At 42.0% G+C, this 15,376-nt stretch carries 16 protein-coding genes; 8 read left to right on the forward strand and 8 right to left on the reverse strand.

Annotated features, from left to right (window positions below):
* Positions 1–107 precede the first annotated feature (107 nt).
* Together NI462_RS00815 and NI462_RS00820 are read right to left on the reverse strand one after the other, a co-directional pair.
* Positions 108–1,394: an NAD(P)/FAD-dependent oxidoreductase gene (locus tag NI462_RS00815; RefSeq protein ID WP_243474616.1), complete on the reverse strand. Its 1,287-nt coding sequence runs from the start codon at positions 1,392–1,394 to the stop codon at positions 108–110.
* 238 nt (positions 1,395–1,632) lie between these two features.
* Complete coding sequence (locus NI462_RS00820) at positions 1,633–2,946, reverse strand: D-alanyl-D-alanine carboxypeptidase PBP6B (RefSeq protein ID WP_253158723.1); 1,314 nt, start codon at positions 2,944–2,946, stop codon at positions 1,633–1,635.
* A 175-nt stretch (positions 2,947–3,121) separates the two neighbouring features.
* Between NI462_RS00820 and NI462_RS00825 the strand changes: the two genes are divergently transcribed.
* On the forward strand, positions 3,122–4,825 hold the full coding sequence (locus NI462_RS00825) for a M61 family metallopeptidase (RefSeq protein ID WP_253158724.1): 1,704 nt from the start codon (positions 3,122–3,124) through the stop codon (positions 4,823–4,825).
* A 78-nt stretch (positions 4,826–4,903) separates the two neighbouring features.
* Here the strand turns inward: NI462_RS00825 and paaI are convergent, their stop codons facing one another.
* The gene (gene paaI, locus NI462_RS00830) at positions 4,904–5,296 is read right to left on the reverse strand and encodes a hydroxyphenylacetyl-CoA thioesterase PaaI (protein WP_004278956.1); all 393 of its coding nucleotides are present in this window, start codon (positions 5,294–5,296) and stop codon (positions 4,904–4,906) included.
* Between the two features lie 170 nt (positions 5,297–5,466).
* On the opposite strand from paaI, the gene NI462_RS00835 reads away from it, so the two are divergent.
* Entirely contained in the window at positions 5,467–5,820 is a 354-nt protein-coding gene (locus NI462_RS00835; RefSeq protein ID WP_435574956.1) for a hypothetical protein, read from the forward strand.
* 57 nt (positions 5,821–5,877) lie between these two features.
* Positions 5,878–6,219 (forward strand): hypothetical protein, encoded by a 342-nt coding sequence (locus NI462_RS00840; protein WP_253158726.1) that lies wholly within the window; start codon positions 5,878–5,880, stop codon positions 6,217–6,219.
* 47 nt (positions 6,220–6,266) lie between these two features.
* On the opposite strand, the gene uraH is transcribed toward NI462_RS00840, so the two are convergent.
* The gene (uraH, locus tag NI462_RS00845; protein ID WP_044113019.1) at positions 6,267–6,662 is read right to left on the reverse strand and encodes a hydroxyisourate hydrolase; all 396 of its coding nucleotides are present in this window, start codon (positions 6,660–6,662) and stop codon (positions 6,267–6,269) included.
* Positions 6,663–6,778: 116 nt separating this feature from the next.
* A complete protein-coding gene (locus NI462_RS00850; RefSeq protein ID WP_004731551.1) occupies positions 6,779–7,567 on the reverse strand; it encodes an rRNA large subunit pseudouridine synthase E in 789 nt (262 codons plus the stop codon).
* A gap of 194 nt (positions 7,568–7,761) precedes the next feature.
* Here NI462_RS00850 and icd point away from each other — a divergent pair, with 194 nt between their 5' ends.
* From icd to NI462_RS00860, 3 genes are all read left to right on the forward strand, one after another.
* A complete protein-coding gene (gene icd, locus NI462_RS00855) occupies positions 7,762–9,018 on the forward strand; it encodes an NADP-dependent isocitrate dehydrogenase (protein ID WP_224217186.1) in 1,257 nt (418 codons plus the stop codon).
* 299 nt (positions 9,019–9,317) lie between these two features.
* Complete coding sequence (locus tag NI462_RS15035; RefSeq protein WP_004645538.1) at positions 9,318–9,449, forward strand: hypothetical protein; 132 nt, start codon at positions 9,318–9,320, stop codon at positions 9,447–9,449.
* 143 nt (positions 9,450–9,592) lie between these two features.
* On the forward strand, positions 9,593–10,150 hold the full coding sequence (locus NI462_RS00860) for a M23 family metallopeptidase (RefSeq protein WP_085064147.1): 558 nt from the start codon (positions 9,593–9,595) through the stop codon (positions 10,148–10,150).
* Here the strand turns inward: NI462_RS00860 and NI462_RS00865 are convergent.
* Together NI462_RS00865 and NI462_RS00870 are read right to left on the reverse strand one after the other, a co-directional pair.
* Positions 10,129–11,340 carry a YbfB/YjiJ family MFS transporter gene (locus NI462_RS00865; protein WP_253158728.1) on the reverse strand — a complete coding sequence of 404 codons (1,212 nt, stop codon included), beginning with the start codon at positions 11,338–11,340 and terminating at the stop codon, positions 10,129–10,131. The two genes, NI462_RS00860 and NI462_RS00865, sit on opposite strands and share 22 nt — an antisense overlap.
* Before the next feature lie 212 nt (positions 11,341–11,552).
* A complete protein-coding gene (locus tag NI462_RS00870) occupies positions 11,553–12,983 on the reverse strand; it encodes a pyridoxal phosphate-dependent aminotransferase (RefSeq protein ID WP_247144048.1) in 1,431 nt (476 codons plus the stop codon).
* Positions 12,984–13,211: 228 nt separating this feature from the next.
* On the opposite strand from NI462_RS00870, the gene msrB reads away from it, so the two are divergent.
* Together msrB and NI462_RS00880 are read left to right on the forward strand one after the other, a co-directional pair.
* A complete protein-coding gene (gene msrB, locus NI462_RS00875) occupies positions 13,212–13,631 on the forward strand; it encodes a peptide-methionine (R)-S-oxide reductase MsrB (RefSeq protein ID WP_004645533.1) in 420 nt (139 codons plus the stop codon).
* Positions 13,628–14,104 (forward strand): glutathione peroxidase, encoded by a 477-nt coding sequence (locus NI462_RS00880; RefSeq protein ID WP_004278946.1) that lies wholly within the window; start codon positions 13,628–13,630, stop codon positions 14,102–14,104. The genes msrB and NI462_RS00880 overlap by 4 nt, the downstream gene beginning before the upstream one ends.
* A gap of 102 nt (positions 14,105–14,206) precedes the next feature.
* Here the strand turns inward: NI462_RS00880 and dapC are convergent, their stop codons facing one another.
* Positions 14,207–15,376, reverse strand: coding sequence for a succinyldiaminopimelate transaminase (gene dapC / locus NI462_RS00885; protein WP_253158730.1), 1,170 nt, complete (start codon positions 15,374–15,376; stop codon positions 14,207–14,209).

Raw genomic sequence — 15,376 nt, forward strand, 5'->3', positions numbered from 1 at the left:
TACATCATAAAGTGAAATTGCATTTTTGTAGACTAAAATTAGCAAAAAAACGCAATTTGACAATTTTGTTGACGATTTTTTCATTGATTGGGTCAAATTCTGGAATTTCAATGCAATTTCAGCTTTGGGGAAATTTTTCGTGTAACAAAATCTTTTGCGGTGAGAATACCCGCATGCGCATAACCATGAATAGTCGCTTGATGAATTCGGTATAAGGAAACGTACATTGACTTGGCGACAAAGCCTTGAACATTCACTTGACCGAGCAACTCGCCGACGGCTTTATTCTGGCTTAAGGAAATCAGTGAACCTTTGTCAGAAAATTTAAACATCGGTAAATAGTTTTCTTCATTGACACGTGCTTTTAAGGCATTGGCCAGAAAATTGGCCTGTTGGCTGGCCACTTGTGCACGTGGGCCCAATACTGGTTCATTTGCAGCAGGTTGGCAGTGTGCACAATCACCAAAAGCAAAAATGTCTGGATCAGATTTGGTTTGCAGGGTGGAGTAGACTTTCAAGCGATGAATATTATCCTTTTCCATATCTTGCAGTTGTGCCAAAACTTCAGGTGCTTTGATGCCTGCGGCCCAGACTTTAATCTCGGCATCCAGACTTGAGCCATCTGTAAAATAAATTTTGTCTTCATCGACCTTGGCCACGCGGTGATTGGTCAGGACTTCAATGCCAAATTTTTCCAGTTGTTGCATGGTATGTTCGGCAACTTTAGGAGAAAGGGCAGTCAGAATACGATCTGCCGCTTCAATTAAGGTAATTTTGACTTTATTTGGATCGACCTTGTTCAAGCCATATTTAAAGAAATTGTGTTTGGCTTCTACCAGCTCGGCTGCCAGTTCCACTCCAGTCGCACCGGCACCAATAATCGCGATATTCAGTTCACGGCTCGAAGCTTCATGTTGAGCATTCAGGTAGAGATGCAACAGATCCTGCTGAAAGATATCAGCTTGTGGACGGCTGTCGAGAAAATGACAGAACTGTTTGACGCCTTCGGTATTAAAGTCATTCGAGGTAGAACCTAAAGCCAAGACCAGTGTGTCATAGTCAATGCGCTGGTTTTTTTTGGATTGGGATTTTTTGGAGAAATATTCTGTTTCGACCACAATCTGTTTCGCTTCACGATCCAGACCGGTAAATGTGCCCAAGACAAATTCATAATGATGTGCGGCTGAATGAGCAAAATAATTGGTTTCTTCTTCATGTGGATTTAAGGTGCCCGCAGCAACTTCATGCAGCAGTGGCTTCCAGATGTGCGTCAATTTTTGATCGACCAGAATAATCCGGGCTTTACCGCTTTTACCCAAGCTCTCACCCAGCTGAGTCGCCAGTTCCAGACCACCGGCACCACCACCCACAATCACGATTTTATGTGCTGTCATATATGATTAACCTGTTTATTTTTTTAATAAAAATAAGAGAAATAGAGAGAAAATATACTATGGCATGCGCTAAAACGCGTCTTGATTAAAATTGTTATACACATTACAAAACGTAGCAATTCTGTGAGGGCAGGTAAGTTTCCCTGTCTTGAGGGCGTGATGCAGGAAGAAAGGAAAATCTGCCAGAAGATCAGAGAGGAGATCTTCTAGCTTAAAGGGAAGTTACTTGAGATGTAGATTATCTATCTAAAGGATAAAGCTTTACGCTTGGCGTATTGTCTGAAAACAAACTGAACAAGCCTTGTAGCCAGCTAAAGAATTTCTGAAACAGGTTGGCTTCTTCAATTTCGACATGATCTTCAATTTGAATGGTGCGAATCAACTGATTATTCTGATAAACCTGAATGGTGGCCAAAGGCATCATGGTGGCCAAAGGCGCAATAAGTTCAGAAGCCTTCACTTCAACATTGATATGAGTCTGAGTTTCCTGAAGTGGCTCGATACTTTTTAAAACGCCATCACCAGTATTCAGCATGACACGCTGATGCGCCTGGTCAAACTGATTCAGGTCAATACTGTAGCCCTGATCATATAAAGAAGTGGTAATGATCTGCGGTTGTTTGGTTTGTACCTTAAACATTTTTAAGGTGGATTTGATCACAGGCAATTCAGCCAGTAGCTGTTGATCTTTGATCGCTACCTCATTGCGGGTATAGGTATAAGCCAGATTCATCAGCTTATGTGATACTTCAGCGCGTTTTGCTGCACTTTTAGTACCCAGTACCACCACAATCAGACGGCGATTTGGCATTTCAAAATCTGCTGTGACGCGATTGGCTGTCAGCGCCAGATTATAGCCCGCTGCACGGGTAAAACCGGTTTTTAAACCATCTACTGTAGGATCGACCTGAAGCACACGGTTGGTCGCACGATGAAAATGCTGATTGTAGGTAAAGCTTGGCTGCTTTGAATAATACAGATAATCCGGAGTTTCATTCACCACCGCCATAGACAGTCTGGCTAAATCGGCGGCAGTCGAATAATGCTCAGGCATGGTAATACCGGCCGGATTCTGGAAATTGGTATGTTGCATGCCCAGTGCTTTGGCTTCCTGATTCATACGTTCAACAAACTGCGGAATACCACCCGAAATTTTCTCAGCCAGCGTCACCGCGGCATCATTGGCAGACATGATAATTAAGCCCGCCAGAAGCTGATCGACTGAAATCAGATCACCTTCTTTCAGGTACATCTGTGACTCATCCCACATCACGGTTTTAACCACAGAGGTCGCGGTTAACACTTCATTTTTATTTAATTTTCCGGCCTCAATTTCCTTTAAGGCAATATAAGCCACCATCATTTTGGTCAGCGAAGCCGGAGCACGCTGAACGTCGGCATTGTGCTCTGCAATGACTTGACCAGACTGTGAATCCAGAATGGTCCAGGCTTCAGCTTCAACGCTTTCAGGCACAATATTGAGTAGGGCAGCATGTGAAAATGCAGAAATAAATAAACTGAAAACCGCAATCAGTGAGATGATGTATTTCAATGGTGTTCCTTGATAACCCGGCGGGTGTTGAACGATTTAATTTTCACGCATGCTATGCCTTTTTTATACAGATAGCTAGTCGTAAATGTAGACAAATAAGACAGCTAAACCATACTGGCTTAAAAAATGCTAAGCTAAGCTATATCTCATTTATTTTAATTTTATATCGTTCATTATGTTGCATTATCAAATTGAATTTGACGATTATCGTCAGCATCTTATTCACGTGACTGTTCGTTTTCTTGCGGACCCGACTCAAGTCTTGTCATTACCGACCTGGATTCCGGGAAGCTATCTGATTCGAGAGTTTTCCAAGCACATTGAAGCGGTCAAAGCCTATGATGAAGATGGGCGCCAGTTACAGATCCAGAAATTTGAAAAGAACAAATGGCGTTTATTTAATACTGATCATGAATTGATTACAGTGGAATATGATGTCTATGCCTATGACCTGTCCGTTCGTGGTGCATATGTGGATCAAAATCGTCTCTACGTGAACCCGGCTTGTGCATGTCTGGGGCTAGAAGGTCAGGAAAATAAAGAAATTGAACTGGAAATCTTCTTGCCAGATGAATTAAAGCATTTCCAATTGGCAACCGGCATGCAAGCCAAAAGTCTGGTCAGAGGCCGTTTCACGCTTAAAGCCAAAAACTATGCCGAATTGATTGATGCGCCATTTGAGCTGGCAGAACAAACCCGTTTCAGCTTTGAAGCAAATGGTATTCCACATGAATTTGTGGTGTCCGGTAAACATGCCATGAATGCGGCGCGTATGCAGCAGGATATTGAAAAAATCTGTGCTACAGAAATTTCAATGTTTGGTTCGGCGCCATTTGCAGACTATACCTTTATGACCATGGCAACCGGCAATAGCTATGGGGGTCTGGAGCATCCGAACTCGACCAGCCTGATTTCACCACGTGATGACTTGCCGAAAGCCAATGAACCTGAAGAACCATCGAAAGATTATCAGCGTTTCTTGGGCTTATGTAGCCATGAATATTTCCATTCCTGGTTGGTGAAATTCATTCGCCCTGAAAACTTCGTTAACTATGATTTAAACAGAGAGGGCTATACCTCTCTGTTATGGATCTTTGAAGGTTTCACTTCCTATTACGATGATTTGATTCTGCTGCGCAGTGGCGTGATTAATCAGGAATCGTATATTGCTTTGTTAAAAGCACAGATTGACCGTTACTTGCAAAATCCGGGTCGTGCGATTCAGTCAGTCTCTGAATCCAGTTTTGATGCCTGGGTGAAATTCTATCGTCAGGATGAAAACTCGAATAATGCGGGTACCAGCTATTACAACAAAGGTTGTTTAGTTGCACTGTGCCTGGATTTGGGTCTGCGTTTACGTGGTTCAAGTCTGGATGCTTTGATGCGCCGTTTGTATGAAAATGCCCAGAAAGGCGTTCAGGTGCATGAACGGACGATCTTTGAATTGTGTAAAGAATTGACAGGAGATGATTGGTCAGAACAGATTAATCACTTGATCAATACCACAGATGAATTGCCGCTCGATCAGCTATTCCCTGAGTTTGGTATGGCTTATAGCCTGAAAAATGACAAGTCTTTGCCATTCGGTTTAAAACTGGTAGATAAGCCGGAAGGTGTTCTAGTTCAATCTGCGCGTCGTGATGGGGTTGCTGTACTCGCTGGCCTTTCTGCCAATGATGTCATTATTGCAATTGATGGCTTAAAAGCAACGACCAAACTTGTTGAAAGCTATGCAAAACAGCAAGGTACTTTTACAGTGTATGCATTCCGTCGTGATGAGCTGATGAGTTTTGAAGTTCAAGCCGCGGGTTCTGAACTGACCGAAGTTGAACTGAAAGTAGAAGATCAGGCTAAAGCCGAGAAATGGCTTAAAGTTTAAATCCGAAATTATTCTTAATTTAAAAAAACCGGTGCATCGTCACCGGTTTTTTTATTGAAGTGCATGTTGAAAGAACATCTATTTAATGATCAGTCGTGATGTACCACGGAATTCTGCCACGATTTGATTATGTTGATTCATCACTTGAATGTCATAAATGCCACTACGGCCACTGCTGGTTTTGTGTTCGGCTACAGCAGTCAGCGTGTCGCCAAGCAATCCCGGTTTTAAATAATGAATACCGCAATGTTGACCGACTGCCGGATGTTCACCGGTATTGCAGGCAATTGCAAAAGCTGCATCTGCCAGTGCGAAAATCACGGCACCGTTACAGGTCTGATGACCTTGTAAATGTTGTTCAGTCACCTTTAATTCGATCTTTGCATAATTGTGATTATAAGAAACCAGATGAGCACCAAGATGCTGAATTAACCGGTCCTGATTAAACATCTGGTTGACTTGCTGATCCATTGCAAAACTCCTTATTTAGATATGTTTTATTTTAAATTATTAAATATATGAATCATAAATAACATCGGATAGTCAGAATGACAAGAGGGCAGAGTCAGAAATCTTGTTTGCACACATAAGAAAAAGCAGGTAAAACCCATATTTAGGAATGGCTTTTTTATTATTAGAAGATGAATCAGAAAAGTTTAAATTGTGGCATTGGAATTACAGTTGTATGGCTAGCTGTAATTTTTCTATTTTGGTTTTTTGGTGATTTGAAAAATCCAACATCTTTAAATGAATTAGGTGATTTTCTTGCAGGTATAGTTGCACCTATCGCTTTCTTATGGCTGATTTTAGGCTATGTGCAGCAAGGTAAACAGTTAGATCAAAATACAAAAGCTTTGGAACAACAGGAAAAAGCACTACAACTTCAAATTAATGAGATGAAAGAAAATGTGAAACAGCAAAGAGAAATGGTATTAGTTAATGAGAGAATATTAAAGGCATCTTTCGAAAAAGAAAAACCAGAAATATCGTATTAGTTTCCAAGTGGTTATAAAATTGGTAACTCATATATACTTTTATTAAAAATACATAATATGGGTAAAGGTGATTGTTATAATTTAGAAGTTTATGTTGGAAATAGAACCTCCACTAGATATCTAAAAAATTTTTTAAGAGTTCGAGATGCCGTTTTGGTTTCCTTGATTTTAATGGATGAATCAGTAATAGAAATTTCAGATCCAAAGCTACGAGATTTAAATGATTCTAGTTTGTTTCATAAAGAAAATCCCTATACTGGCACATTATTAGATTTAGAAATCATCTTTGAATTTGAAGATGTCTATGCAAAGAGATTTAACCAAGCATTTAAAATTACTTTTCCTTTAAAGGAGAATTTTGATATCGCTTTAAGAGAGTATGACTTAGGTAATAACTAAAATATATTAAGTATTTTAGATCAATTTATATTTCGAAAATTCTTATTTCAATTCCCTCGATACGTCGAATACCCATAAGAACTAAGCAACAGTGGAATATGGTAATGCTCCAACGTGCCATCAATCACAAAAACTACCGGCACTTCAGGGAAGAACGTCCGTTGATTATTGGCCTTAAACCAATCACTCGTTTTAAACGTTACTTTATAAACGCCTTTTTGTAACGCGGTGTCTTTAGGATAAAATTCTTTAATACGACCATTACTGTCTGTCTTGGCTTCATTGAGCTTGACCCATTTCTCACCTTGTTGAGCTTCTAGGGTGACCGTGACATTAGCAGAGGGTAGGCCGGTTTCCTGATTAAGTACATGCACACTCAGCGGATTGGCAAAGCCAAAAGTTGAAAGGGAAGTCGCAGCTAAAGCGAAAATTATTTTTTTCATGAGACTGACATTAAAATGAATACTTCAATTGATTCTAATAAACTGAAAAATAAAAAATATTGAAGTTATGTAATAAAAAAGCCCACCGAAGTGAGCTTGATTAAATCTATTCAAACTTAGCCACGACCGCGGCCGCGACCACGTGGCGCCTTGGTATTTGGACGTGTTGTACCATTGGTCTTACGACGCGGCTTTTCACTTTCATCCATTTGCCAGATACGCTTGGTTCCAGACTTCTTCACAGAACCATCTTTATTTTTACGAACCATTGGCTTACCGCCCGTACCACCCGGCTTTTTCACATAAGAACGTGAACGGTATGGTTCTTCCGCAGGAACATTCTGGAAGTCCGGATATAATAATGGTTCAATTTCTCTGGTTTCGCCTGGTTGCAATCCCATACGAACCAAATCAATCTCACCAATTTTGGTACGGATCAAACGCAGTGTAGGGAAGCCGACAGCAGATGTCATACGACGAACCTGACGGTTACGACCTTCACAGATCGAAATCTCAACCCAAGACGTTGGAACAGAGGCACGGAAACGTACAGGAGGATTACGCTCCCATAACCATTCAGGTTCAGATACTTTTTCAGCACGTGCAGGAAGCGTCATGCCATCTTTCAGTTCAACGCCTTTACGAAGCTGTTCTAGTGCTTCTTCGGTCACATCACCTTCAACTTGCACCATATAAGTTTTAAACTTTTTATTGGCAGGATTGGTGATATATTGGTTGAGACCACCGTGATCGGTGAGGAAAACCAGACCTTCTGAGTCCATGTCCAAACGGCCAGCAAGACGTAAATCTTTGTCGTTGACAAAATCAGCCATGGTTGGGTGCTTTTCATCCGCACGGAATTGGGAGAGGACGTCATAAGGTTTGTTTAGAATGACGATTTTCATAGGGAATAACTTCTATAATTACATTAATTTAAAAAATGTAGAGGTTTATTTAAAAGGGAAATTTAGTTATTTCCCGTATAAATCTCAAAAACAACAAATCTGGATTAGAATATTATGCGTTAAGAACAGTTGAAAGTATTGCCTAATCGGCAATTATTTTAGATTTGTCAGCGGCATCCGGGAGAATACTAATAATGGGATATCAAAAAATCGTAGTACCTGTGGATGGTACCAAAATTACCGTTAATGCAGACCTGTCACTCAACGTACCAAATAATCCAATTATCCCATTTATCGAAGGGGATGGAATCGGTGCAGATATTACACCAACAATGCGAACTGTGGTAGATGCTGCTGTGCAAAAAGCATACGCCGGGAAGCGTTCCATCGAATGGATGGAAGTCTACTGCGGTGAAAAAGCTGACAAAATTTACGGCACCTATATGCCTGAAGAAACTCTCGAAGCACTGCGCGATTATGTGATATCGATTAAAGGTCCACTGACCACACCAGTTGGTGGCGGTATTCGTTCCCTGAATGTGGCTTTACGTCAGGAATTGGATTTATATGTCTGTGTACGTCCGGTGCGCTGGTTCGAGGGCGTGCCTTCACCGGTGCATAATCCGGAACTGACCGATATGGTGATCTTCCGTGAGAATTCAGAAGATATTTATGCCGGTATTGAATGGAAAGCAGATTCTCAGGAAGCGAAAAAGGTTATCAAGTTTTTGAAAGAAGAAATGGGTGTAACCAACATCCGCTTTGAAGACAATTGTGGGATCGGGATCAAACCTGTCTCCAAAGAAGGTAGCCAGCGTCTGGTGCGTAAAGCGATTCAGTTCGCCATTGAAAATGACAAGCCGAGTGTGACCTTGGTGCACAAAGGCAATATCATGAAATACACCGAAGGAGCATTTAAAGAGTGGGGCTATGAGGTCGCATTGGAACGTTTCGGCGGTGAGCTTTTAGATGGTGGTCCGTGGGTTAAAATCAAAAATCCAAGAACAGGCAAAGACATTATTATTAAAGATGTTATTGCAGATGCCTTCTTGCAGCAAATCCTGATGCGCCCGGCGGATTATTCTGTGATTGCGACACTCAACTTAAATGGTGACTATATTTCTGATGCGCTGGCTGCGGAGGTTGGTGGGATTGGAATTGCACCGGGTGCCAATATTGGCGGTTCGATTGCAGTCTATGAAGCAACCCACGGCACAGCGCCTAAATATGCCGGGCAGGATAAAGTGAATCCAGGTTCGATTATTCTGTCAGCAGAAATGATGCTGCGTGATATGGGATGGACAGAAGCTGCCGACCTGATCATCAAGGGGATTTCGGGTGCGATTGCGGCAAAAACGGTGACCTATGATTTCGAGCGTTTGATGCCAGGGGCGACCTTACTTCGTTGTTCTGAGTTTGGTGAAGCGATTATTGCTAAGATGGATGCCTAAAATTGCGAGGCAATTTATCAGTTAAAGCCCGCAGTAATTGCGGGTTTCTTTATAGTTTTATTTTCAGAAAAAGTCTGAACAGCTAAGAGCTAAACGTTAAAATAAGTATCAGGCTGCAAGATCATGTAAGAAGTGTAATGAGCCTAGAAATGATTCGTTCTAAGCTGAATAACTTAGTAAACACTGTATTACATTGACGTATTTGGATACAGCTCAGCGATTGGCTTATTTTGTATAAACGTTACAGTGATGAATGGAACTTCCAGTGATATAGAGACGTTTCTCCAAAGGAGTAAATCATGGCTAAAGCTAAAGCGAGACATAAGCAGGTCCAACAAAAAGACAAGCAGGACAATGCTCAGAATGAAGAGCAGCAACAGCAACAGCAACAACAACCATCGAAACCATCTCGTGCTAAAAAACGTAGATAATCTCCTATCCACCTAAAATAACAAAACCCTCATTTGAGGGTTTTGTTATTTGAACGCTTGTATAAAATCATCACTAAAAATAACAGGATTGTGACTTTAAATTAGGCGGTTGTGATTAAGATAAAAGTCATCTATTTAATTTAATGCGAATATTGGTGAAATTTCTTCGGATTATAAGCTTACTGTTATCTATAGGTTTTCTACTAACTGCCTGTCAGCCACCGCCTTCAGGTGAAGCAGCAGGTTGGAAAAGCCCTTATCTGTATTGGCAATTACAGAGAGCCCAGTTAGAAGCTCCGCTACAGATTCCGGTTGAAGGCGTCAGAGTTGGTCAGATTAATGATACTTGGGGAGCAGCGCGTAGTGACGGTCGTAAACACGAAGGTACGGATATTTTTGCCAAACGCGGTACGCCAGTATTTAGCGCCACCCCAGGTATTGTGCGTAGGATTGGCACCAACAATCTGGGTGGAAAAATCATCTGGGTGACTGGCCCCAATATGAGTCAGCATTATTATGCACATCTGGATGATTATGCAGCGGATATTCAGGAAGGCGACTGGGTCGAAGCAGGTGAAGTCATCGCTTATGTGGGTAATACGGGCAATGCTAAAAATACCCCACCGCATTTACATTATGGGATTTATCTGGGTGGGCAAGGAGCAACCAATCCTTATCCTTATTTAGTTCCTTCTCCATGAGCAGACACTGGCTGAGTTTGTTGTTCAGGCTTGAGTCTGGCAGGACGTGTACACCAGAACAATTGCAATGTTCCTAATAAAAGAACCAATGTGGCCAGTATGAACTGTTGATGATAGCTCAATCCAAAATATTGCAGCGCACTAAAGCTGAGTCCACCGATCAGCTGAATCGAGGCAAAACACAAGGTAGCAATACTCCAGAGCTTTTTATAAGCCAGTCCATACAGTTGCAAAATGGTATAGGAGGTCAGGAAGACCACAGCCGGATTTAGCATCCCAGTGAAAAAGGAAGAGTTAAAAGTGAGCAATGGACTGGCATCTAGAGTCGCAATAAAAATAGCCACAATATAAAGACTATAAAGAATTTTCAGGGCAGCAAAATTACCCCATTTTCTGGCCAGCACATAAGCACTAAAGGCACCCAAGGCACTGCCTATTCCATACAGAATCCAGTTGAAATTAATCCAGAACAAGCTCAATCCCAACTGCTGGCTTAAATAATCAATCCAGAAGAGTGAATGCGGTATATAGGCGAATGCACTACACGCGTAGACCGTCAATAAACTATAAAAGACGCTATTCAAAGAGAGAGGAGAGGTAACTGCAAGAGCTTGTGTGGACAAATACGGCTTAAATTTCTGAATTAGTAAACTTAAAACGATACAGATGAGCAGGGCAAAACCACATAAGATCAGCCAGGCCGTCTGTATGGAAATTTGATCCAAATAAGGCAGAAACAGGGTCGCAATTAAAACGCCTAGTCCAATCCCGCTAAAACCAATAAAGTTGATTTTGAGGCGATCCTGAAGTTCACAGCACTGCGCGACCACACTCGGCGATAAGATCATCATCAGTCCACCGCTGATCCCGGAAATAATCCGCCAAGCGATATACCATACTTCAGAAAAACCAGAAAATGCACAGCACATCAGGCTGAGCATACCGGCAAAGGCTGAAATTTGAATATAGGTACTCATGCTGCGGTCTTGAGGCAGACGCATGGCCATAAATGCACCGATTAAATAACCCAGCAAATTGGCACTGCCCAAGAGACTGGCAAAATCTGTACTCCAGCCAAAGGCTTCGCGTGTGCCAGGTAACAGTGCGGTATAAGAAAAGCGAAGGATGCCAATGCCCAAGCACATACTAAGGCAGAGAAAAAGGCTGAGCTTCATTGTGTTTGAGGACATCCGTGTACTCATAGAATTTTATATTTGGTCAAAAAATAACATGAATCTTCATGATTGAGGGGAAATTGTCGGAGAAGAAACCATTGAGTGCAGAAATTTGCTCCAGTAAGCCCGTATGATTTTTAAAATTTCATCAGCCAAAAGCCTGAACTTTTTCAAAGAAATAAAAAACCGCGTTGAGACGCGGTTTTTTATATTGTCTATTTCAAGAATTAACGCATCTTGGCCAGGAAACGGCCAACACGGGTAATGGCTTCACGCAGTTCATTTTCAGCCGGCAGGAATACTACACGGAAATGATCCGGTGTCGGCCAGTTAAAGCCTGTACCTTGAACCAGAAGCACTTTCTCGGCACGTAACAAATCCAGCATTAGCTTTTCATCGTCTTGGATTGGATACACATTCGGATCCAGTTTCGGGAAGCAGTACATCGCACCTTCAGGTTTGACACAAGACACACCTGGAATCTCGTTCAGCATTTCCCAGGCAATGTTGCGCTGTTCATATAAACGCCCGCCCGGACGAATCAGGTCGTTAATTGACTGATAACCGCCCAGTGCGGTCTGAATCGCATATTGTGCCTGATGGTTGGCACACAGACGCATCGACGCCAGCATATCCAGACCTTCGATATAGTCTGCTGCACGTGCTTTATCGCCGGTAATGGCCATCCAGCCGGAACGGAAACCAGCAATACGATAGGCTTTAGATAAACCGTTAAACGAGACACAGAGCTGATCGCCAGCCAGAGCTGCTACAGCAACATGCTCGATTCCATCGTAAATAATTTTGTCGTAGATTTCATCAGCAAATAAAATCAGGTCATATTTCTTGGCCAAGTCGACAATTTGTTGCAACACATGACGTGGATAAACCGAACCGGTCGGGTTATTCGGGTTGATAATCACAATACCACGCGTATTTGGCGTGATTTTGCTTTCCATGTCGGCAATATCTGGATACCAGTGATTTTCTTCATCACATTTATAATGAATCGCCGTACCGCCAGACAGGTTCACTGCTGCTGTCCAGAGTGGATAATCTGGCATTGGAATCAGCATTTCATCGCCATCATCCAGCAGACCCTGCATGGCCATCACGATCAGTTCAGACACACCATTACCAATATAAACGTCATTGACGTGCATATCCAGAATGCCTTTTTGCTGATAATACTGACAGATCGCCTTACGTGCCGGGAAAATCCCTTTAGAATCCGTATAGCCAATCGCATTCGGCAGGTTTAAAGCTACATCATTGATAATTTCCTGCGGCGCTTCAAAACCGAATGGGGCAGGATTGCCAATATTTAATTTGATAATTTTGTGACCGGCTTCTTCCATCTCGATGGCCGCTCGTAACACAGGTCCGCGAATGTCGTAGCACACATGCTCGAGCTTAGATGATTTCTTGATCTCGCGAGGGGTTTGGAAAGTGTTCGGCATTTTGATGTTCTCGGAAGGAGTGGAGGTCACTTTTGCATAACGATATAAATAACTTTTAAATGTCTCAGTTGTGACTAGATCGAGATCATGTTCATCTCGAAGTAGTGCAACAATTTTTTCATGCGTAAATCCAAGCTGCTGATATTGTTTGATCACAGGCAGCAGATTTTTAAAAATTACGCTCTTTTTTTGCGACATTTTTTAATCCTGAGCAAATTTAGAGCTAAGAATACCATTAAATTTGCTCACTAAAAAACATTTAATGTAAAAATTGCTTACTTTTATTTTTATATTTGCTTTCTTTTTGCTTTTTTGAACATTATATGTCTTTTGTAAAATGTTGAATAAAGACTAGAATTTTTAAAATGAATCACGTAAATATAGGATTATCCTATTTTAAATAGCAAGATAAAAAGGTATGTGATCATGGGAAAACTCAATAAATCAGACCGGGAATGGCAAAGAGAGTTATCACCTGAGGAGTTTCGCATTACGCGCGAGAAGGGAACCGAGCCGGCATTTACTGGAAAATACTGGAATACCAAGCAAGATGGCACCTATGTATGCCGTTGCTGCGGCACGCCACTGTTCTCGTCTGAGACCAAGTATGATAGCGGCTGTGGCTGGCCAAGTTTCTACCGTCCCGTCAGCAGTTCGGTGGTAGAAGAATTACCTGATACTTCACACGGAATGGTCAGAACTGAGATTGTTTGTCATCATTGTGACGCACATTTAGGGCATGTTTTCCCGGATGGCCCAGAACCGACGGGCTTACGTTATTGTGTCAACTCGGCTTCTTTGGACTTAGAAACACAAGAAAAAAATGATGAGGAAACCTATCCATGACTAACATTTATCAGTTCGAAGCTGAATTGTTAGATGGCAAAAGCAAGCCACTTGCAGATTATGAAGGCAAGGTACTTTTGATCGTCAATACAGCGAGTAAGTGTGGTTTTACCCCCCAGTTTTCAGGATTAGAAAAACTTTACGAAAAATATAAAGATCAAGGTCTGGAAATTTTGGGATTTCCATGTAACCAGTTTGGTGGTCAAGATCCAGGTTCCAATGAACAGATTGGTGAATTTTGTCAGAAAAATTACGGCGTATCTTTCCCGATGTTTTCCAAGGTGGATGTCAAAGGCCCTGAAGCGCACGCCATTTTTCGATATTTAACTAATAATTCCAAAGGTATTTTAGGCAATGGAATTAAATGGAATTTTACCAAGTTCCTGATCGGGCGTGATGGCAAGGTATTGAACCGTTTTGCTCCGACCACCAAGCCTGAAGATCTTGAGGATGAAATTGCCAAAGTGTTGTAAGACTCAACGTTATTTTCTCAGTATGAAATAAAAATAGAGCTCATCTAATGTTAATTAAAAAACCCACTTATCTAAAGTGGGTTTTTTAGTGATGACTTAAACTTAGAGAATGGCTTTAAGGCGTTGAATGACTTCTTCACATTGCGCCAGATCGGCTACGAGTGCCAGACGTACATGATTTTCACCCGGATTACCTTGTTCCGTATCGCGGGATAAATAACGACCCGGAAGAACTTTAATATGTGCTTCTTCCATCAAACGTTTGGCAAAGGCTTCATCATTGTCGACTTTTAACCAGTAATAGAAACCTGCATCCGGTTTTTTGAGTGGCAGCAGATGACCAAGTTCTTTCTGGAATAAATCAAACTTGGCACGGTATTGCACCCGGTTTTCTTCCACATGTGCTTCATCATCCCAGGCAGCAATTGAAGCTAACTGGTGCTGAACCGGCATCGCTGCGCCGTGGTAAGTACGGTATTGCAAATAAGGTTTTAACAGGCTGGCATCACCGGCAACAAAACCTGAACGCATGCCCGGAAGGTTAGAGCGTTTAGACAGTGAATGGAACACCACACAGTTTTTATAGTCATCCCGGCCAATTTCAGCACAAACTTCCAGTAAACCTACGGGTGCTTGGTCAAACCACAGTTCCGAATAGCATTCGTCTGAAGCAATCACAAAGTTGTATTGATCCGACAGGGCAATCAGTTTTTTAAACTGTTCTTTGGATAGCACTGCACCGGTTGGATTGCCCGGGGTGCAGACAAATAGCAATGCCGTTTTTTCCCAGACTTCTGCCGGAACCGCATCAAAATCACCAAGGTAGTTATTTTCCTCAGTACAGTTGATGAAATAAGGTTTGGCACCTGCGAGCAGCGTTGCACCTTCATAAATCTGATAAAATGGATTCGGCATTACCACATAAGGTGCATCTTCACGATTCACCAAAGCCTGTACAAACGAGAAAATCGCTTCACGCGTACCAGAAACAGGCAGGATATTGCTGTCTGCACTGATGCTATTTAGCTGAAAACGGCGCGTCAGCCATTGGGCGATACTTTCACGTAGCTCCGGCAGGCCTTTACTGTTTGGATAAGTCGATAAATGTTTAAAGTTATCAATAATCGCTTGTTTCACAAACTCCGGTGCAGGATGCTTTGGTTCGCCAATCGACAGGGGAATTAAGGGCATATTTGCAGGCTGGATATCCGCAAAAAGCTGATTTAACTTTTCAAACGGATAAGGATGCAGTAGAGACAAGCTAGAGTTCAT

The organism is Acinetobacter lwoffii, from assembly GCF_024129715.1.
GTDB lineage: Bacteria > Pseudomonadota > Gammaproteobacteria > Pseudomonadales > Moraxellaceae > Acinetobacter > Acinetobacter lwoffii_U.

What these genes read in the sequence shown, in the direction of transcription:
- NI462_RS00815 (WP_243474616.1), bottom strand. Translation starts at nt 1,394, where the DNA reads ATGACAGCACATAAAATCGTGATTGTGGGTGGTGGTGCCGGTGGTCTG.
- NI462_RS00825 (WP_253158724.1), top strand. Translation starts at nt 3,122, where the DNA reads ATGTTGCATTATCAAATTGAATTTGACGATTATCGTCAGCATCTTATT.
- paaI (WP_004278956.1), bottom strand. Translation starts at nt 5,296, where the DNA reads ATGGATCAGCAAGTCAACCAGATGTTTAATCAGGACCGGTTAATTCAG.
- NI462_RS00835 (WP_435574956.1), top strand. Translation starts at nt 5,467, where the DNA reads ATGAATCAGAAAAGTTTAAATTGTGGCATTGGAATTACAGTTGTATGG.
- NI462_RS00840 (WP_253158726.1), top strand. Translation starts at nt 5,878, where the DNA reads ATGGGTAAAGGTGATTGTTATAATTTAGAAGTTTATGTTGGAAATAGA.
- uraH (WP_044113019.1), bottom strand. Translation starts at nt 6,662, where the DNA reads ATGAAAAAAATAATTTTCGCTTTAGCTGCGACTTCCCTTTCAACTTTT.
- NI462_RS00850 (WP_004731551.1), bottom strand. Translation starts at nt 7,567, where the DNA reads ATGAAAATCGTCATTCTAAACAAACCTTATGACGTCCTCTCCCAATTC.
- icd (WP_224217186.1), top strand. Translation starts at nt 7,762, where the DNA reads ATGGGATATCAAAAAATCGTAGTACCTGTGGATGGTACCAAAATTACC.
- NI462_RS15035 (WP_004645538.1), top strand. Translation starts at nt 9,318, where the DNA reads ATGGCTAAAGCTAAAGCGAGACATAAGCAGGTCCAACAAAAAGACAAG.
- NI462_RS00860 (WP_085064147.1), top strand. Translation starts at nt 9,593, where the DNA reads ATGCGAATATTGGTGAAATTTCTTCGGATTATAAGCTTACTGTTATCT.
- NI462_RS00865 (WP_253158728.1), bottom strand. Translation starts at nt 11,340, where the DNA reads ATGTCCTCAAACACAATGAAGCTCAGCCTTTTTCTCTGCCTTAGTATG.
- NI462_RS00870 (WP_247144048.1), bottom strand. Translation starts at nt 12,983, where the DNA reads ATGTCGCAAAAAAAGAGCGTAATTTTTAAAAATCTGCTGCCTGTGATC.
- msrB (WP_004645533.1), top strand. Translation starts at nt 13,212, where the DNA reads ATGGGAAAACTCAATAAATCAGACCGGGAATGGCAAAGAGAGTTATCA.
- NI462_RS00880 (WP_004278946.1), top strand. Translation starts at nt 13,628, where the DNA reads ATGACTAACATTTATCAGTTCGAAGCTGAATTGTTAGATGGCAAAAGC.
- dapC (WP_253158730.1), bottom strand. Translation starts at nt 15,376, where the DNA reads ATGAACTCTAGCTTGTCTCTACTGCATCCTTATCCGTTTGAAAAGTTA.